The organism is Kribbella monticola (assembly GCF_003261635.1).
Classification (GTDB): Bacteria; Actinomycetota; Actinomycetes; order Propionibacteriales; family Kribbellaceae; genus Kribbella; species Kribbella monticola.
Map to the genome: position 1 here is coordinate 260046 of NZ_QFXK01000039.1, position 17101 is coordinate 277146.

Here is a 17101-nt window from a genome sequence, read left to right on the forward strand (position 1 = left end):
CACAACAGCCTGGTACTGCGGTTCCCTAGGCAAACCCGTGCGCTACCTGATCTCCGCCGGCCCGAGCAGAGTCGAAGCATGACAACAACCTTGATCACCGGGGCCAACAAGAGCCTCGGCTTCGAAACCGCCCGTCAACTCATCGCCGCCGGGCACACCGTGTACGTCGGCGCCCGCGACCTCGGCCGTGGCAAAGAAGCGGCCGACCGGCTGGGCGGCCGCTTCGTCCAGCTCGACGTCACCGACGACGACTCGGTCCGCGCGGCGGCGCAGACTATCCAGGACGAGGTCGGTCACCTCGACGTCCTCGTCAACAACGCCGGCATCCCAGGCAGCAGGGACGATGACGCGGCGAAGTTCCAGCAGGTCTTCGACACCAACGTCTTCGGCGTGGTCCGGATGCTCCAAGCATTCCTGCCCCTGCTCGAGAAGAGCGACAACCCGGTCGTCGTCAACGTGAGCAGCGGTCTCGGCTCGCTGACGGTGGCCGCCGACCCCGAAGGCAACAAGGACGCCGCCCCGGTCTGGGTGCCGACCTTCGCCTACTCGTCGTCCAAGGCCGCGTTGAACATGCTCACCATCCAGTACGCCCGCCAGTACCCCGGGCTGCGGATCAACGTCGTCGACCCCGGCTACACCGCCACCGATTTCAACGGCCACAACGGCTACCAGACGATCGAAGAGGGCGCCGAGATCATCGTCCGCCTCGCCCGCATCGACCAGACCGGCCCAACCGCCCAATACCTCAGCCTCACCGGCACCATGCCCTGGTAGCGCGGCCCGACGCAACCGCGCCGAGCTAGCGGCCGCAGCGACACCGCCCCGCGCCAGCGGCCGCAGGGCCACCCCGCGCTGTGCCAGCGGCTCGCCCGAGGCAAGCGGGCCGGCGATCGCTGTGCGAGGCTGCTGCGATGACAGTCCTGCTGCTGCACGGCCTCGGCGCGACCCACCGCGTGTGGGACGGCTGGCCGGTCGACGATCGGCGAGCACCCGATCTCCCCGGTCACGGCACGGCGGCGCGCCTGCCGGAGTACACGTTCTCCTCTATGGCAGCCGCCGTCGCCGAGGAGCTCCAAGGCAGCAACGACCTCACCGTCATCGGCCACTCGCTGGGCGGTGTCATCGCGCTCGAACTCGCGAGCGGCCGGTACGGCGTACAGGTTGCCACCGTGATCGCTCTGGGCGTCAAGGTGGTCTGGTCGGCCGACGAACTCGCCAAGGCCGCCGCCTTGGCGCAGCGCCCGATCACCTGGTTCGACACTCGCGACGAGGCAGCCGCCCGCTACCTCAAAGTCTCCGGACTACAGGGCCTGGTCGATCCGTCGGACGACTCCGTCGACCACGGCCTGCAGCACGAAGGCGACCGCTGGCGACTCGCCCTGGATCCGAAGGCCTTCGGTGTCGGCGCGCCCGACATGCCCGAACTACTACGGGCCAGCCAGGCTTCCGTAGTACTGGCTCGGGGTGAGCTGGATCCGATGAACACCGACGCCCAGCTCACCGCCCTGCACGACAAGGTGATCACACTGCCGGGCCTTGGTCACAACGCCCATGTCGAGGATCCGGCGGCGCTCAGCATTCGATGACGTTGACGGCGAGGCCGCCACGGGAAGTCTCCTTGTACTTGATCTTCATGTCCGCGCCGGTCTCGCGCATCGTCTTGATCACCTTGTCCAGGGTGACGACGTGCACGCCGTCGCCGTGCATCGCCATCCGGGCCGCGTTGATCGCCTTCACCGAGGCCATCGCATTCCGTTCGATACAAGGGATCTGCACCAGACCGCCGACCGGATCACACGTCAGGCCGAGATTGTGTTCCATCGCGATCTCGGCCGCGTTCTCCACCTGCTCCGGACTGCCACCCAGTACTTCGCACAGCCCGGCCGCCGCCATCGAGCAGGCCGACCCGACCTCGCCCTGACAGCCCACCTCGGCACCCGAGATGGACGCATTCTCCTTGTAGAGAACGCCGATCGCGGCAGCGGTCAGCAGGAACCGGACCACCCCGTCATCCGTTGCCCCAGGCACGAATCGCCGGTAGTAGTGCAGTACGGCGGGAATGATGCCGGCGGCACCGTTCGTCGGCGCGGTCACGATCCGGCCGCCCGACGCGTTCTGCTCGTTCACCGCCAGCGCGAACAGGTTGACCCAGTCCATCACCTTGAGCGGATCGGTCGACCACGGATCGCGACTCAGCTTCTGGTGCAGCGAATGCGCCCGGCGCGGCACCTTCAACCCACCCGGCAGCACGCCCTCGGTTTCGCAGCCCTCCTGCACGCAGTCCTGCATCACCTGCCAGATGTGCAACAGGCCGGCCCGGATCTCGGGCTCGGTCCGCCAGGCCAGCTCGTTCGCGAGCATCACCTCGCTGATCGGCAGCTGCGACTCGCGGCAACGGTCCAGCAGTTCGGCGCCGGTCAGGAACGGGTACTTCAGCGGGGTCCGGTCGAGCACGATCCGGTCGCCCGCGGCGGCGTTCTCGTCGACCACGAAACCACCGCCGACCGAGTAGTAGGTGCGCTCCCGCAGTACGGCGCCGTCGGCGGCCCGGGCGACGAACGTCATCCCGTTCGGGTGGTAGGGCAGCGCCTTGCGCCGGTGCATCACCAACTGGGTGTCGGGATCGAAGGCGATCTCGTGCTCGCCCGCCAGAAGGATGCGGCGAGCGGCAAGGATTGCCTGCACCCGGTCGTCGACGGACCGGGTGTCGACCGTCTCGGGGTCTTCACCTTCCAGTCCGAGCAGGACCGCCTTGTTGCTGCCGTGCCCGTGCCCGGTCGCGCCGAGCGAGCCGAACAACTGCGACTCGACGGCCGTGGTACGGGTGAGTAGGCCGTCGGCGGCGAGGCCGAGGGCGAAGGTACGGGCGGCTCGCATCGGTCCCACCGTGTGGGAACTCGACGGGCCGATCCCGACGCTGAACAGATCGAAGACGCTGATCGCCATCTGGAGGATTCCTTCCGGTCGTCGTTGACCGTTTGGTTTGCCTCCCCGCTCTGTCAGACCTGACGTCTTCCAGAGGTGCCTCGCCCGTGCGGTGAAGGTGCCTGAGAGATTCTTGGGGAGAGTTGCTCCTACGGCGCCCGGGTCGAGCCCGGGTCTCTCCCGCACGGGTTCATGCGGCTGCTGTGCGGTTGTAGTCGGACGCCGTGACCGTACGGCGAGCCGACCGCAGCCGTCAATCCGGCGAAGGAGTTCAGCGGGTCAGGCGGCCGGTCCGCTCGGCCCAGAGTTCGAAGAACCAGGTGAACAGCGGCGGGATACTGGCGGCCAGCGCGAGCAGGGTGGTCGGCCAGGTCCAAGCAAGGGGCTTGCGGACAACGGCGACCGTGATCACGTAGGCGATGAAGATCGTGCCGTGGATCGGGCCGAAGATCTGTACGCCGAGCTCGTTGTCGGACAGCACGTACTTGAACAGCATGCCGATCAGCAGTCCGGTCCAGGACACCGCCTCGGCGATCGCCACCGCGCGGAACCAGGTCGCGTGCTTCGGCCGGACGGGAGCGTCGAGCGTCGTCTCAGTCATCAGACCAGTGACCCTAACAAGTCCCCAACCCACGCGGGGGATCGGTCCGGGGACAACCCCGATGCGCCGCGGAAGACGTTTGCCGAGGATCGAACCATCCCCGACCAAAGGATCCGAAGTGCTGCTCAAACCCAGCCGGACCATCGCATGGGCTGCGCTCCTCGGCATCGCCTCGACCGGCGCCGCCGTCGTACCAGCCATCGCCGAGCCACCACCAACCGTCGCCAAAGCCCTGCAGTGGAAGGACTGTCAGCCCGAGCCGGGTGATACCGAGGAGGACAAGGAGCTGATCAAGGGCTCGCAGTGCGCCACCCTCCAAGTACCGATCGACTGGAACCACCCAGCAGGACCCACCTTCGCCCTGGCAGTAGCACGCCGTACTGCGAAGGAAACGCGCGTCGGCTCGCTGATCTTCGGACCGGGCGGCCCGGGCGACTCCGGTGTCGACCGGATCAGAACCGGGATGAGCCGCTTCAGTGCCGAGCTGCAGAACCGCTTCGACATCGTCAGCTTCGACCCGCGGGGAATCGCCCGGAGCAACCCGGTGAAGTGCTCGGCCGCTCTGCTCGCCCAGCAGCCGTCGCCGATCATCGGCAGCCAGGCCGAGTTCGACCGGACGATCGCCTACAACCGCAAGCTGGCCGAGGACTGCAAGGCGAACACCGGGCCGCTGTACGACCACATCGACACCCTGCAGACCGTCCAGGACCTCAACGCGATCCGAATCGCTCTCGGGGAATCGCAGCTGACCTTCCACGGCAGCTCGTACGGGACGCTCCTCGGCGAGCAGTACGCCGAGCGGTACCCGAGGAATGTCCGGGCCATCGTCCTGGAGAGCGTGTTCGACCACGGCGCCGCGACGACCCGTCAGTTCCTCGACGCGCAATCCACGGCGGCGCAGAACTCCTTCGACGAATTCGTGAAGTGGTGCGACTCGGCAACCACCTGCGCCCTGCACGGCCGTGATGTCCACGCCTTGTGGGCTGATCTGCTCGCCAGGGCCGGCCGTGGCGAGCTACCGGATCCGCAGCGCCCGCAGTACGCGACGACTCCGTTCTTCCTATCCTTCGCCGTCTTCCGACTGCTCTACACACCGCAGTGGGCCAAGCTCGGCGAGGTACTGAAACAGCTCGACGAAAGCGAGCCGCCGACCGCTCAGCCACCGGTCCCGTCCGGTCTGCAGGCGAACACGATCGCGCCGTTCTGCCGCGACTTCAGCCTGCCGGTGCGCGACTACCGCGAGTTCGCCGGCTATCTGAAGCGGCTGGCCCGGAACACGCCGGACTTCAAGTACCCGGGTCAGCTGATCGCCGTCACGTCTTGTCTCGGTCTTCCCCCGGCGCCGAATCCCCAGCGGAGCCTGGCCGTACGACACCTGACGACCCCGATCCTGCTGTCCAACGCCATCCATGACCCTGCCACTGGCTACAACTGGGCGACGGACGTGGCGCACCAACTGGGCCGCAACGGCGTACTGCTGACGTACCAGGGCTGGGGGCACGGTAGCTACAACAAGAGCCCGTGCGTGCAGGCCACCATCGACAAGTACCTGGTGTCATTGCAGGTCCCTCCCCGCGGAACCAGTTGCCCGGCGGTGCAGCCCACCGGCTGACTCAGACGTGGACCAGGTGAGCTTCCTGGACCCTGGTGAGCTGGCGACCGGAGATCGCCTCGCCCGACAGCAACTGCAACTGGGCGCAGGCGGTCTCCAGCGCACGCGACTGGGTCGGGCAGCCGTCGACGAACCAGAACGGATCGTCGGGTTGCGAGTCGTCGGCGTCGTCGATGTCGGCATACCAGTGATGCCCCCCGGTGCACGCGCAGCGCACCACCCGCACTCGCAGGTTCATCGAAAAATCCCCCCGTACCAAGAAAAGCCCTGGGTCCCCCCCGGGTCCCAGTCGGGGTCAGCCCGGCCGGCGCGTGGTCGCGGCCCCCCACTGCCACGCGCCGGGCCGAGTTTGACCCTCCCCCGCTCGCTACATCGGTCCCGGCCTGCCGAGTGTTACAGCACGTGACCAACTTTTTCTCAGTGATCTTTTCGTAACACCCGGTAGTGCTCAGCCGGGCAGATTGGCCTTGACCCACTGCTCCAGGCCGTCGGCGGTGATCGGCAGGTCGGCGGTGAGGATTTCGGTCCGGTCGGCGTGCACGACCACGTTGTCCTCGATCCGGATGCCGATACCGCGCAACTCCGGGGGGACCGTCTCGTCGTTCGGGTGGAAGTAGAGACCGGGCTCGACCGCCAGTGCCATTCCGACCTCCAGGTCCGCGGCGAAGTAGGTCTCCGGCCGGGCCGCGTCGCAGTCGTGCACGTCGAGGCCGATGTAGTGCCCGAGCCCGCACACGACATACCGCCGGTGCTGCTGGCCGTCGGGCCCGAGCGCCTCGTCGAGCGAGACGTCGATCAGGCCCCAGTCCCGCAATCCCTCGACGAGCACGCGCATCGCCTCGTACTGGAACGCCCGGTACGGCGCGCCTGGGCGAACCGCGTCGAGTGCGGCGAGCTGTGCCTGGTGCACCAGGTCGTACACCTGGCGCTGGGCGGCCGTGTACTCGCCGGTGACCGGGAAGGTCCGGGTGACGTCGGCGGTGTACAGCGTCCGTGTCTCCACCCCCGCGTCGAGCAGGATCACGTCGCCTTCGCGAACGGCCCCGTCGTTCCGCACCCAGTGCAGCACCGGCGCGTGGTTGCCTGCAGCAACGATCGACGCGTAGCCGACGCCGTTACCCGCACTCCGGGCGCGCCGGTCGAACGTCCCCTCCAGCCATCGCTCACCACCACCGCGCACCGCCTCGGGCAGCTCCCGGGCGACATCGGCGAACGCCTGCACACTCGCGGCGACGGCCTCGCGGAGTTGATCGAGCTCCCAGTCGTCCTTGATCCGGCGCAACTCGGCCAGCGTCTGCCGCAGCGAGTTCCCGTCGTACGGCGAGGTGCGCACGAGCCCGTCGAGCACCGGGTCCACGCCGTACGTCGCGAGCATGAACGGTACGGCGCCGCGCACGGCCGAGGAGAGCTCCTCGAGCGGGCGGCAGGCGATCCCGAGCGCGTCGGACCAGTCCTTCAGTCCCGGCACCGGGCCGATCCACAGCTCCCCGTCGCGCGCGTTCGCGAAGAAGTCGACCTCGTCGGGGCCGGCCGTCTCGCGCAGGTACAGCGTCGAGTCGCCGTCGGCGGAGATCACCAGCACGGCACCCTCGGCCTGGCAACCGGTCAGCCAGACGAAATCGCTGTCCGCGCGGAACCGGTAGTCGGTGTCGTTCGACCGGACCGGCGAGTGCCCCGCGGCGATCGCGATCCGTCGGCCGGGCAGCGCTGCGGTGAGTTGCCGCCGGTGCTCCGCAGCCGCCTCCGCCAGGCCGTCGGGCAGCACCACCGACCGATCCACCGGTCCCCAGTTCCGGCTGATCGACTCCCGGAACCCCTTCGCGTCGATCGGGCGGTACGACTTGCGCTGTTCCTCGGTCCGGTCATCAGTCATGCTTTGCTCCCCCTGGAAGCTAGAGCTGTCGATAGGCGCTGTCCGGCACGTCGGTCACGAACATGTGCCCGGGGGCATGGGTGATCGCGAACGGGGGCCGTGAATCCATCAACGCAGCTTGGGGTGTCACTCCGCAACCCCAAAAGACCGGCACATCACCGGGCTCGGCATAAACCGGTTCACCGAAGTCCGGCCGGGCCAGATCGGCGATGCCGAGATCGGCCGGTGAACCGATGTGGACAGGTGCTCCGTGCACCCGCGGCATCCGCGCTGTCACCTGTACGGCGGTCGCCACCAACGCGGCCGGGATCGGCCGCATCGACACCACCAGCGGGCCGCGCAACCGGCCGGCGGGACGGCACTCGGTCGAGGTCCGGTACATCGCCACATTGCGCCCCTGCTCCAGGTTCCGAACCGGAACGCCCGCGTCCAGCAGGGCCTGCTCGAAGCTGAAACTGCAGCCGATCAGGAAGCTCACCAGGTCGTCGCGCCACAGGTCCACGACGTCACCCGGTTCGTCGACCAGCTCGCCGTCCTGCCACACCCGGTAGCGCGGCAGGTCGGTTCGGAGGTCGGCCCCGGGCGCCAGCGCAGTACGGAAGGAGCCGGTGTCGGTGACGTCCAGCAGTGGCACCGGCGTCGGATTCCGTTGCCCGAAGAGCAACATGTCGTAGGCCCATTCGCGGGGCAGCACGACCAGATTCGCCTGGGTGAATCCCGGCGCATGCCCGGTCGTCGGCGCGACCAGACCACCCCGGTACGCCGTACGCGCGTCGGCCGGGGTCAGCACGGCGCACCTGCCCACGGAGTACTAGCGCGCCTTGAACGCGGCGAGCAGGCCCTTCTCGGAGTCGACCAGGTAGCGGTGCAGGTCGTCGGCCGCATCCTCGTACTCCCGGGCTTCGAGCAGCTCCAAGATGGCCTGGTTGCGGGCGATGTACGGCTCGTGGAGTTCCCGCGGCGTCGCCATGACATGGAAGAGCAGACGCAGCTCGGCGAGCAGCCGGCTGGTGATGGCGTCCAGGCGAGGGCTGTCGGCGAGGCCGATGAGGTGGCGGTGGAAACCCATGTTCGCAGTACCGACCGCGGGCCAGGTGCCCGCCAGCGCGGCGGCTCTGGCGCTCTCGACATCGGCGTGCAGAGGCTCGAGCCTGCTCGCCGGCAGCTCGGGGTCGCGCTCGGACAATCCGCGCACGACGTCGACTTCGAGCACTCTGCGGAGCCGGAAGAGGTCGACCACGTCGCGCTCGTCCAGCTCCGGCACGAAGACGCCGCGGTGCAGCTTGTAGACCAACAGCCCTTCGTGGGTAAGCAGCCGGAAGGCCTCGCGCAGGGTGTTCCTGCTGACTTGGAGAACCTCGGTGAGCTCGATCTCGGAGAGCTGAGCGCCCGGCCGGAGCGCTCCCTCGGTGATGCTGCGCCGTAGTACGTCGGCGGCTCGCTCGGCGGAACTGCTGCGGTCCAGCCGGGCCATGTCGGCAGCGACGCCGCGGAGCCAAGCCTGCCGGTCTTCGTCGTCGGTGCGCTGCGGGGTGGACACCTTCGCATCATCGCTCACTCCTGGGCTCAAGAGGAAACTTTGGTGGAACAAGAGTCTTGCAGGATTGTTGAACAATCTCTACTCTCAATTTCACCGAAGGCGATCGATCACCTACTGACCGCAGTACAGGAGCACCGCCCGACAGCTTTCTGAGACCCAGGAGCCCGCCATGCCGAACAAGCAGCTACCGCCCGCGGCCGGCAAGAAGACGCCGGACACCACGATGAAGACGAGCACCCGGTCGACCCTGGTCGGCGCGATGTTCCTGATGGCGACCTCGGCCATCGGTCCCGGTTTCATCACCCAGACCACCACGTTCACGGTCTCGCTCGGCGCGGCGTTCGCGTTCGCCATCGCGGCGTCGATCCTGGTCGACATCGCGCTGCAGCTGAACGTCTGGCGGGTGATCGGGGTCTCCGGCCGACGGGCCCAGGAGCTCGGCAACCTGGTCGTGCCCGGCCTCGGTTCGGTGATGGCCGCGCTGCTGTTCGCCGGCGGGCTCGTGTTCAACATCGGCAACGTCTCCGGTACCGGTCTCGGTACCGACGCGATGCTCGGCCTCGATCCCAAGTGGGGCGGCGCACTGTCCGCGGTGATTGCCATCGGCATCTTCTTGTCGAAGCGGGCCGGGCTGGCGATGGACCGGGTGGTGCTCGTGCTCGGCGTCCTGATGATCGCGCTGACGACGTACATGGCGATCACCTCCGGCCCACCGGTCGGTACGGCGCTGAAGAACGTGGTGCTGCCCGACCAGGTCCAGTTCCTGTCGATCACCACGCTGATCGGCGGCACGATCGGCGGCTACATCGTGTACGCCGGTGCGCATCGCCTGCTGGACTCGGGCCTGTCCGGGCCGCAGCACGTCCGCGACATCAGCCGTGGCTCGATCACGGGCATCCTGATCACCGGCCTGATGCGGATCGTGCTGTTCCTGGCGATCCTCGGCGTGGTCGCGGGCGGCGCGACGCTCGACCCGAAGAACCCGGCGGCCTCGGCGTTCCAGCACGCGGCCGGCGAGTTCGGGCTGCGCGCCTTCGGGGTGGTGCTGTGGGCGGCCGCGATCACCAGCGTGATCGGCGCGTCGTACACGACGGTCAGTTTCATCACCTCGCGGACCAAGACGACCGACCGTACGAGGACCATCCTGGTGGTCGCGTTCATCGCGGTGAGCACGGTGATCTTCCTGTCGATCGGAACTGCCCCGACCCAGTTGCTGGTGTTCGCCGGGGCCTTCAACGGGCTGCTGCTGCCGGTCGGGATCGGTGTGCTTCTCTGGGTGGCATGGCAGCGTCCAGATCTGCTCCGTGGCTACCACTACCCGCGCTGGCTGCTGGCGATCGGCGGTGCGGCGTGGCTGCTGACCATCTACCTGGCCGTCCGCTCGGTCAAGCCGGTGTTCGAACTGTTCTCCTGAGGAGCTGACGATGGATCTCAACGCCGATCTGGGTGAGGGCTTCGGCTCCTGGACGATGGGCGACGACGCGGCCCTGCTCGACGTCGTCACCAGCGCCAACATCGCCTGCGGCTTCCACGCCGGCGACCCGTCGATCATGCGGCGGGTGACCGGCCAGGCCGTCGAGCGCGGGGTCGCGATCGGAGCTCACGTCGGGTACGACGACAAGCCCGGTTTCGGCCGGCGGTTCATCGACATCGAACCCGCCGTACTGCGTGACCAGGTCGTCTACCAGGTCGGCGCGCTGGACGCCTTCGCGCGGATCGCGGGCGACCGGGTCCGGTACGTGAAGCCGCACGGCGCGCTCTACAACACGATCGGTTCGGACGAGGAACAGGCAGCGGCCGTGGTCGGCGCCATCGTCGACTACGACCGGTCGCTGCCGGTGCTCGGTCTGCCCGGCTCCGCGTGGCTCCGGCTCGCGGGCGAAGCCGGGCTGACCGTCGTCCACGAAGCCTTCGCGGATCGGGCCTACACACCGGCCGGAACGCTGGTGTCGCGGCGCGAACCCGGCTCGGTCCTGCACGACGCCGAGGAGATCGCGGCCCGGTGCGCGGCGATGGCGGTCGGTGGGGCGATCCAGGACAGCGAAGGCGGTGCGCTGAAGCTCAACCCTGCTTCGATCTGCGTGCACGGCGACACCCCGGGCGCGGTCGAAATCGCCCAGCAGGTCCGCGCGACGCTGGAGGGAGCGGGCGTCACACTGACCCCGTTCACCGCCTGATGCGCCTACTCCCCGCAGGCGACAACGCCCTCCTGGTCGAACTAGCCACCCTCGACGAGGTCCTCGGCTACTACGCCGCTCTTGTCGAGGCCCCACCAGAAGGCGTAGTCGACATCGTGCCCGCCGCCCGGACGGTGCTCGTCACGACAACCGGCGACCTGGACGGATTAGCTCGCAGTCTGAGCGCGATCGAGCCCTTGGGCGGCAGTCGCAGTACGGGCGATCTGATCGAAATACCGGTCGTCTACGACGGGGAAGACCTCCAGGACGTCGCCGATCTGCTTCGTTGCGAGACCGCCGAGGTTATCCGCCGGCATACGGGTGACGAGTGGACGGTGGCGTTTTGTGGGTTCGCGCCGGGGTTCGGTTATTTGACGGGGGCAGGCGACTGGGACATCCCGCGCAGGAAGTCGCCGCGGACGAAGGTGCCGACCGGGGCGGTTGCGTTGGCCGGGGAGTTCAGCGGGGTTTATCCGCGCGAGTCGCCGGGCGGGTGGCAGTTGATCGGCCGGACCGAGGTGAAGATCTTCGACCAGGACCGTGATCCCGCGGCGCTCCTCCACCCCGGCCGACGGGTCCGATTCATCGACGCGGGTCGCGGATGACCCTCACAGTGCTCGAAACGGGGCCGTTGGCAACGATCCAGGACCGCGGTCGTCCCGGACAGGCCGCGCTCGGCGTACCTCGATCGGGTGCCTGCGACCAACTCTCCTACGAGTTGGCGAACCGGCTCGTCGGCAACCGGCCGGGAGCCGCCGCCATCGAGGTGACCTTCGGCGGCCTGGTACTACGAGCCGAGGCTGACGTAGTCGTCGCACTCACCGGAGCACCCTGCCTCGGCGTACCGCTCAATGCACCTGCGACTCTACGAGCCGACCAGGTGCTCCGACTCGGCCCGCCCCGAAGCGGTCTGCGCACCTACCTCGCAGTACGGGGTGGTCTCGATGTGGCACCGGTCCTTGGCTCGCGCTCCACCGATCTGCTGTCCGGCCTCGGCCCGGCGCCACTGCAACCTGGCGACACCCTCGCAGTCGGAGATGCTCACGATCCCATGCCTGGCGTCGATCTAGCACCCGTTCCCGATCCGCCGGCCGGCGAAGTGCTCATCCACGTGACTCCAGGCCCTCGCCGCGACTGGTTCACCGACGCCGCTTGGACGTCGTTCACCACCCAACTCTACGACGTCAGCAGCAACAGCAACCGCGTCGGCGTACGACTGGAAGGCGACCCGTTGGAGCGCGCCCGCGACGGCGAACTCGCCAGCGAAGGCATGGCCCTGGGCGCCATCCAGATCCCGCCGTCCGGTCTTCCCGTCGTCTTCCTCGCCGACCACCCCGTTACCGGCGGCTACCCCGTGATCGCCTACGTCAGCACGCGTTCACTGCCGTCCTGCGCCCAGCTCCGACCCGGCCAGTCTGCTCGTTTCACCTGCTAGAGAACGAAACCGGTCGGGAACGGGTCGTCGGGGTCCAGCAGGTAGTTGGCGGTGCCCGTGATCCAGGCCCGCCCGGTGATCGTCGGTACGACGGCCGGCCGGTCGGCGACCATCGTCTCCTCGACCAGCCGGCCGGTGAACCGGGTGCCGATGAAGGACTCGTTGACGAAGTCGGTGTTCAGGGGGAGCTCGCCCCGCGCGTGCAGTTGCGCCATCCGCGCCGACGTACCCGTGCCGCAGGGCGAGCGGTCGAACCAGCCAGGGTGGATCGCCATGGCATTCCGTGAATGGGCTCCGTCGAGGCCGGGTGCGGTGAACTGCACGTGCTTGCAACCGTTGATCCCCGGGTCGAGTGGATGGACCGGCCGATCGGTGGCGTTGATCGCGTCCATGATGTTAAGCCCGGCCTGCAGGATCCGGTCCTTCTCCACCCGGTCGAAGGCGATCCCCAGTTGCTCCAATGGCAGGATCGCGTAGAAGTTCCCACCGTACGCCAGGTCGTAGGTGATCGTCCCCAGCCCCGGTACGTCGACCTTCGCATCCAGCACATGACTGTACGACGGAACGTTCCGCAGCGTGACATGCTCGGCGCGACCGTTGCTGACGGCAACCTCTACGACAACGAGACCTGCTGGGGTGTCGAGCCGGACCACCGTGGTCGGCTCGGTCACCTCGACCATGCCGGACTCGACCAGCACGGTGGCGACACCGATCGTGCCGTGCCCGCACATCGGCAGGCAGCCGGACACCTCGATGTAGATCACACCCCAGTCGGCGTCCGGGCGCGACGGCGGCTGCAGGATCGCGCCGCTCATCGCGGCGTGCCCGCGGGGTTCGTTCATCAGGAACAACCGCAGGTGATCGAGGTGCTTCATGAAGTACTCGCGGCGCTCGGCCATCGTCGCCCCGGGGACGACGCCGACGCCGCCGGTGACAACGCGCGTCGGCATCCCCTCGGTGTGCGAGTCGATCGCACTGATGGTCCGGATCGACCTCATCTCAGTGACTCCACTGCCTTCTTCATGTCCTGCTCCAGTTGGGCGACGTGCTCCGGCACCAGCGGACCGCGTGGCGGGCGGCAGGGGCCGCCGTACCGGCCGACGTAGTCCATGCCGTACTTGATCGCCTGCACGAACTCCACCCGCGAATCCCACCGGAACGCCGCGACCAGTGGCTCGTACAGTTCCTTCGCCTCTTGCAGTTTGCCCTGTACGGCGAGGTCGAACAACCGCGCCGACTCCTTCGGGAACACGTTCGGGAAGCCGGCGAACCAGCCGGTCGCGCCCATCAGCAACGCCTCGAGCGTGAGGTCGTCGGCACCGGCCACGATGGTCAGGTCCGGCGCCAGCTCCTTGATCTCCAGGATCCGCCGGACATCGCCGGAGAACTCCTTGACCGCGACGACGTTCTCGATCTGCGCGATCTCGGCGAGCAGGTCCGGCGTCAGGTCGACCTTGGTGTCCAGCGGGTTGTTGTAGACCATCACCGGCAGCCCGGCCTTCGCGACCTCGGTGAAATGGTGGATCACCTCGGAGCGGTTCGCCCTATACATGGTCGGCGGCAGGCAGAGTACGCCGTCCGCCCCGTCCTCGGCCGCCTTCTCGGCCCACGAGCGGGCCTGGTGGGCGCCTACCCCGTGGACGCCCACCACCACGACACCATCGTTGCCGACAGCATCGATCGCCGTTCTCGCCACCGCGCGGCGCTCGTCGTCGGTGAGGGACGAGTACTCCCCCAATGACCCGTTCGGGCCGACGCCGCGGCAGCCGTTCTCGATCAGCCAGCGGCAGTGTTCGGCGTACCGGTCGAGATCGGGGCGCAGGCCGGCGGGCGCCGCGGCGTCCTCGGCGTACGGCAGGGCGGTGGCGACGATCACGCCGTCCAGCTTCTCGGTCACAGGTCCTCCTGGATAGCGGCTAGGTCTTGCAGTCGTACCGGTACGGCGATCGGCCGGCGATGGTCGGCCGGGATGCCGGTCAGCTCGGCGGCCGTCCGCGAGCAGACCCGCCCTTGGCAGAGGCCGAGTCCCACCCGGCTGGTGAGTTTGAGGCTGCGCCGGCCGGTGACGTCGCGGTCGGCCACCGCGTCGGCGATCTGGCCGCGGGTCACTCCTTCACAGCGGCAGACGACGGTCGAGCCGCCACTCCAGCTCTGCCAACCCGGTTGGATCGGATAGGCCTTGGCGAGCGCGTTCGCGAATCGCTTGCCCTTGGCAACTTGAGGGTCCGTGGCCGGGGTTGTGCCGTTGAGGTGTGCGGCAGCCGCGGCGCCGGCGAGACGGCCTTCGGCGGCGGCGAGATCGGCGCCACCGACACCGGTCAGCTCGCCGGCGGCGAAGACTCCTGCTCGCGAGGTCCGCTGGTATTCGTCCACCTCGACGGCTGGTCCGCCATCGGGCCCCTGACCGAGTCGGCAGCCGGCGGAGACAGCGAGCTCGAGCTGAGCGGTGAAGCCGAACCCGAGGCAGACGGCGTCCACTTCCAGATCGCGTTCGGTACCTGGAATCGGATTCCATTGATCGTCGAGCTTGGCCGTCGTCACGCCTTCCACTCGATCGTTGCCATGGGCTGCGATCACAGTTCTTCCTTGCAGGAAAGGGATGCGACGCCGGACGAACATGCCGGCGTACGCGGCGGCCTCCCGCGTTCTGCCGGGGAGAACCATCGGATCGGTGAGCCAGCCACGAGCCGACCGCGTCAATCTGTTGGCTTCCAGTACTGCGACGACCTCGGCGCCTACGCCGATCAGCGACTCGGCGACCGGAAAGAGGAACGGGCCGGTCCCGGCCAGGACCACCTTCCGACCGACGGCAATCCGCTGCCCTTTGGCCAAAGCCTGCGCGGCGCCCGCGCTGTAGACGCCCGGCAGATCCCATCCGGGGAACGGCAGCACGCGGTCGTAGGCACCGGTCGCCAGCACGACCGCCTTGGCGTCAACCGCCCGCGGCTTCCGGCCGACCGCGTCCGCCGGCCCGGTCTGCACCCACAACCGGTGGCCGTCCGCCCGCGATTCGATCGCCCAGACAGACGTTTCCGCCAGTACGTCGATGCGCGGGTGCCCGGCGATCCGATCGACCAGCTTCTCGAACGACGCCCAGCCATGTTGCAACCGCCCAGGCTTCGCAGGACGAAACTCCACGGGCAGTTGCCGATGAAACTGCCCGCCCAACTGCCGCGCCGCATCCACCAACAGAACCTGAGCCCCGCCGTCCCCCGCAGCCAACGCCGCCGCAACCCCAGCCGGCCCTCCCCCAACCACGACGACATCGACCCGGCCCCCAAGCCCCGACCCCGGCAGCACCCCGCCTACCTCGGCCGGCATCTCATCGTCCGATCCCGGCAGCACCCCGCCGCCTACCTGCGGCACTACCGCGCCTCCCGCCTCCGGCAGCGCCGTCCGGCCGTGCGCCGGCAGCACTGCGCCGGTTTGGCTGGTGATGGTGTCGCCGGGGGCGATTGTGCGTTGGCAGGCTCGGACGTCGGGGGTGCCGTTGACGACCACCAGGCAGTCGAAGCAGGCGCCGATGCCGCAGAACACGCCGCGCGGGCGACCCGCCGTACGGGTTGTTCGCCAGGATTCGCGACCGGCCGTCATCAGCACGGCAGCCACCGTCTGGCCGGGCAGCGCTTCGACCGGCGCGCCGTCGACCACCACCGAGATCGGCTGCTGCGGTCGCGGCTGAGCCGGATCGCCTTCGGGGGACCGGAGATACGGGCTCATGGCGTCGGCTCCATCGCCTTGATCACAGCCGGCCGGTCCACCCGGAAGGGAGCCGGATCGACGTGCGGCTCGAGTCCGAGGAAGAGTTCGGTGATCAGCCGCCCGGTCGACGCGGCGAGCCCGATCCCGGCGCCCTCGTGCCCGGTCGCGTGCCACAGCCCCTGGATCCGCGGGTCGGCACCGATGACCGGCAGATGATCCGGTGCATAAGGGCGAAACCCGCCGTACGCCCGCATCACCGCCACTTCGCCGAGGAACGGGAACAGCCCGACCGCCTTCCGCGCCAACTCACGCAGCACCTTGACCCGCACCGAGTCGTCGAAGCCGATCCGCTCGCGGCTCGATCCGATCAGCACCGTCCCCGCACGCGTCGACTCGACCACCGTCGACGTCTGCAAGTCGGCGTCCCCACTCCCGACGGCGCCGACGTAGTCCGCGTCGTACACCTTGTGCTTGACGCACTCCGGCAACGGCGACGTCACCAGGATCATGCCGCGCCGCGGATGAATCTCGATGGCCCCGCCGGCCGCTGCACCGAACGACCCGGCCCAGGGACCACAAGCGTTGAGTACTGCGCCACAAGGGATCGCGCCCGCATCGGTCTCCACCGCGATCACCCGGCCGCCCACGTCACGCAGTACGGACTGCGCGGTGACTCCTGCCCGCACTTCCCCACCACGAGCCCGTACTGCGGCCAGCAGTGCTGTCGCCGCCAGAACGGGCTGGAGTTGAGCGTCCTCGGGGTAGCACACGGCCGCCGTGATCGCCCTGGTGAGCAACGGTTCGAGCTCGAACGCGTCGGCCGGCGTGATCACCTGGGCGTCGACGCCCGCCTCCTGCTGCTTCTGGGCGAAGGCCGCGAGCGGACCAGGATCGGTCGTCGCCACGACGAGGCCGCCCTTGTCCTCCCATTCGACGTCTGCCGTTTGCTCCGGCAGACGAGCCAGTACCACGGGCCACTCGCGGCGTGAGGCGATCGCGAGGGCGAGCTCGGGACCGGGCTCCTTGTCGGAGACGAGGATGTTGCCCTCACCGGCCGCCGTAGTACCGGATGCGGGGGCGCCGCGATCGACGACGATCACGCGCACGCCCGCTGCCGAGAGGGCCTCGGCGCAGGCGGCACCGATCATCCCCGCGCCGACGACGACCACGTCGGCACCGCTCGGCTGGGACATCATCACCTCTCGTTGGCGTTCAATAGAATGAACGCTTCGAGCG

Annotated in this window: 17 protein-coding genes and 1 riboswitch; of the genes, 7 read left to right on the plus strand and 10 right to left on the minus strand. The window is 68.5% G+C overall.

All coding sequences use genetic code 11. From position 1 onward, the window contains the following. Window positions 1–78: 78 nt before the first annotated feature. A complete protein-coding gene (locus DIZ26_RS32610) occupies window positions 79–774 on the plus strand; it encodes an SDR family oxidoreductase (protein WP_112248402.1) in 696 nt (231 codons plus the stop codon). A gap of 137 nt (window positions 775–911) precedes the next feature. Further along, window positions 912–1586 carry an alpha/beta fold hydrolase gene (locus DIZ26_RS32615; protein WP_112248403.1) on the plus strand — a complete coding sequence of 225 codons (675 nt, stop codon included), beginning with the start codon at window positions 912–914 and terminating at the stop codon, window positions 1584–1586. Here DIZ26_RS32615 and DIZ26_RS32620 read toward each other — a convergent pair. Continuing rightward, on the minus strand, window positions 1573–2946 hold the full coding sequence (locus tag DIZ26_RS32620; RefSeq protein WP_112248404.1) for an L-serine ammonia-lyase: 1374 nt from the start codon (window positions 2944–2946) through the stop codon (window positions 1573–1575). The genes DIZ26_RS32615 and DIZ26_RS32620 overlap by 14 nt on opposite strands. A gap of 79 nt (window positions 2947–3025) precedes the next feature. After that, window positions 3026–3118: riboswitch (glycine riboswitch) on the minus strand. Window positions 3119–3196: 78 nt separating this feature from the next. Continuing rightward, a complete protein-coding gene (locus DIZ26_RS32625) occupies window positions 3197–3526 on the minus strand; it encodes a DUF3817 domain-containing protein (RefSeq protein WP_112248405.1) in 330 nt (109 codons plus the stop codon). 118 nt (window positions 3527–3644) lie between these two features. Between DIZ26_RS32625 and DIZ26_RS32630 the strand changes: the two genes are divergently transcribed. After that, a complete protein-coding gene (locus DIZ26_RS32630; RefSeq protein WP_232828763.1) occupies window positions 3645–5138 on the plus strand; it encodes an alpha/beta hydrolase in 1494 nt (497 codons plus the stop codon). Between the two features lies 1 nt (window position 5139). Here the strand turns inward: DIZ26_RS32630 and DIZ26_RS32635 are convergent, their stop codons facing one another. The 4 genes from DIZ26_RS32635 to DIZ26_RS32650 form a co-directional block, all read right to left on the minus strand. Further along, entirely contained in the window at window positions 5140–5376 is a 237-nt protein-coding gene (locus DIZ26_RS32635; RefSeq protein WP_112248407.1) for a hypothetical protein, read from the minus strand. Window positions 5377–5586: 210 nt separating this feature from the next. Then, the gene (locus tag DIZ26_RS32640) at window positions 5587–7011 is read right to left on the minus strand and encodes an aminopeptidase P family protein (protein ID WP_112248408.1); all 1425 of its coding nucleotides are present in this window, start codon (window positions 7009–7011) and stop codon (window positions 5587–5589) included. Window positions 7012–7030: 19 nt separating this feature from the next. Next, a complete protein-coding gene (locus tag DIZ26_RS32645; RefSeq protein WP_198676394.1) occupies window positions 7031–7801 on the minus strand; it encodes a putative hydro-lyase in 771 nt (256 codons plus the stop codon). A gap of 21 nt (window positions 7802–7822) precedes the next feature. Then, window positions 7823–8551 carry a GntR family transcriptional regulator gene (locus DIZ26_RS32650; protein ID WP_198676395.1) on the minus strand — a complete coding sequence of 243 codons (729 nt, stop codon included), beginning with the start codon at window positions 8549–8551 and terminating at the stop codon, window positions 7823–7825. Window positions 8552–8720: 169 nt separating this feature from the next. Between DIZ26_RS32650 and DIZ26_RS32655 the strand changes: the two genes are divergently transcribed. From DIZ26_RS32655 to DIZ26_RS32670, 4 genes are read left to right on the plus strand one after another with little or no spacing between them, the layout of a single operon-like run. Then, window positions 8721–9965 (plus strand): NRAMP family divalent metal transporter, encoded by a 1245-nt coding sequence (locus DIZ26_RS32655; RefSeq protein WP_232828764.1) that lies wholly within the window; start codon window positions 8721–8723, stop codon window positions 9963–9965. A 10-nt stretch (window positions 9966–9975) separates the two neighbouring features. Further along, window positions 9976–10728, plus strand: coding sequence for a LamB/YcsF family protein (locus tag DIZ26_RS32660; RefSeq protein WP_112248409.1), 753 nt, complete (start codon window positions 9976–9978; stop codon window positions 10726–10728). Beyond that, entirely contained in the window at window positions 10728–11333 is a 606-nt protein-coding gene (locus tag DIZ26_RS32665; protein WP_112248410.1) for a 5-oxoprolinase subunit B family protein, read from the plus strand. The genes DIZ26_RS32660 and DIZ26_RS32665 overlap by 1 nt, the downstream gene beginning before the upstream one ends. Then, window positions 11330–12163 carry a 5-oxoprolinase subunit C family protein gene (locus DIZ26_RS32670; protein ID WP_112248411.1) on the plus strand — a complete coding sequence of 278 codons (834 nt, stop codon included), beginning with the start codon at window positions 11330–11332 and terminating at the stop codon, window positions 12161–12163. The genes DIZ26_RS32665 and DIZ26_RS32670 overlap by 4 nt, the downstream gene beginning before the upstream one ends. Here DIZ26_RS32670 and DIZ26_RS32675 read toward each other — a convergent pair. The 4 genes from DIZ26_RS32675 to DIZ26_RS32690 are packed head-to-tail and all read right to left on the minus strand — an operon-like array spanning window position 12160 to window position 17061. Continuing rightward, the gene (locus DIZ26_RS32675; RefSeq protein ID WP_112248412.1) at window positions 12160–13161 is read right to left on the minus strand and encodes a proline racemase family protein; all 1002 of its coding nucleotides are present in this window, start codon (window positions 13159–13161) and stop codon (window positions 12160–12162) included. The two genes, DIZ26_RS32670 and DIZ26_RS32675, sit on opposite strands and share 4 nt — an antisense overlap. Beyond that, a complete protein-coding gene (locus DIZ26_RS32680) occupies window positions 13158–14060 on the minus strand; it encodes a dihydrodipicolinate synthase family protein (protein WP_112248413.1) in 903 nt (300 codons plus the stop codon). Before DIZ26_RS32680 ends, DIZ26_RS32675 begins: the two co-directional genes overlap by 4 nt. After that, the gene (locus DIZ26_RS32685) at window positions 14057–15883 is read right to left on the minus strand and encodes an FAD-dependent oxidoreductase (RefSeq protein ID WP_112248414.1); all 1827 of its coding nucleotides are present in this window, start codon (window positions 15881–15883) and stop codon (window positions 14057–14059) included. Before DIZ26_RS32685 ends, DIZ26_RS32680 begins: the two co-directional genes overlap by 4 nt. Continuing rightward, a complete protein-coding gene (locus DIZ26_RS32690; protein ID WP_232828765.1) occupies window positions 15880–17061 on the minus strand; it encodes an NAD(P)/FAD-dependent oxidoreductase in 1182 nt (393 codons plus the stop codon). Before DIZ26_RS32690 ends, DIZ26_RS32685 begins: the two co-directional genes overlap by 4 nt. Window positions 17062–17101 lie beyond the last annotated feature (40 nt).

What these genes read in the sequence shown, in the direction of transcription:
- DIZ26_RS32610 (WP_112248402.1), top strand. Translation starts at nt 79, where the DNA reads ATGACAACAACCTTGATCACCGGGGCCAACAAGAGCCTCGGCTTCGAA.
- DIZ26_RS32615 (WP_112248403.1), top strand. Translation starts at nt 912, where the DNA reads ATGACAGTCCTGCTGCTGCACGGCCTCGGCGCGACCCACCGCGTGTGG.
- DIZ26_RS32620 (WP_112248404.1), bottom strand. Translation starts at nt 2,946, where the DNA reads ATGGCGATCAGCGTCTTCGATCTGTTCAGCGTCGGGATCGGCCCGTCG.
- DIZ26_RS32625 (WP_112248405.1), bottom strand. Translation starts at nt 3,526, where the DNA reads ATGACTGAGACGACGCTCGACGCTCCCGTCCGGCCGAAGCACGCGACC.
- DIZ26_RS32635 (WP_112248407.1), bottom strand. Translation starts at nt 5,376, where the DNA reads ATGAACCTGCGAGTGCGGGTGGTGCGCTGCGCGTGCACCGGGGGGCAT.
- DIZ26_RS32640 (WP_112248408.1), bottom strand. Translation starts at nt 7,011, where the DNA reads ATGACTGATGACCGGACCGAGGAACAGCGCAAGTCGTACCGCCCGATC.
- DIZ26_RS32655 (WP_232828764.1), top strand. Translation starts at nt 8,721, where the DNA reads ATGCCGAACAAGCAGCTACCGCCCGCGGCCGGCAAGAAGACGCCGGAC.
- DIZ26_RS32660 (WP_112248409.1), top strand. Translation starts at nt 9,976, where the DNA reads ATGGATCTCAACGCCGATCTGGGTGAGGGCTTCGGCTCCTGGACGATG.
- DIZ26_RS32665 (WP_112248410.1), top strand. Translation starts at nt 10,728, where the DNA reads ATGCGCCTACTCCCCGCAGGCGACAACGCCCTCCTGGTCGAACTAGCC.
- DIZ26_RS32670 (WP_112248411.1), top strand. Translation starts at nt 11,330, where the DNA reads ATGACCCTCACAGTGCTCGAAACGGGGCCGTTGGCAACGATCCAGGAC.
- DIZ26_RS32675 (WP_112248412.1), bottom strand. Translation starts at nt 13,161, where the DNA reads ATGAGGTCGATCCGGACCATCAGTGCGATCGACTCGCACACCGAGGGG.
- DIZ26_RS32685 (WP_112248414.1), bottom strand. Translation starts at nt 15,883, where the DNA reads ATGAGCCCGTATCTCCGGTCCCCCGAAGGCGATCCGGCTCAGCCGCGA.
- DIZ26_RS32690 (WP_232828765.1), bottom strand. Translation starts at nt 17,061, where the DNA reads ATGATGTCCCAGCCGAGCGGTGCCGACGTGGTCGTCGTCGGCGCGGGG.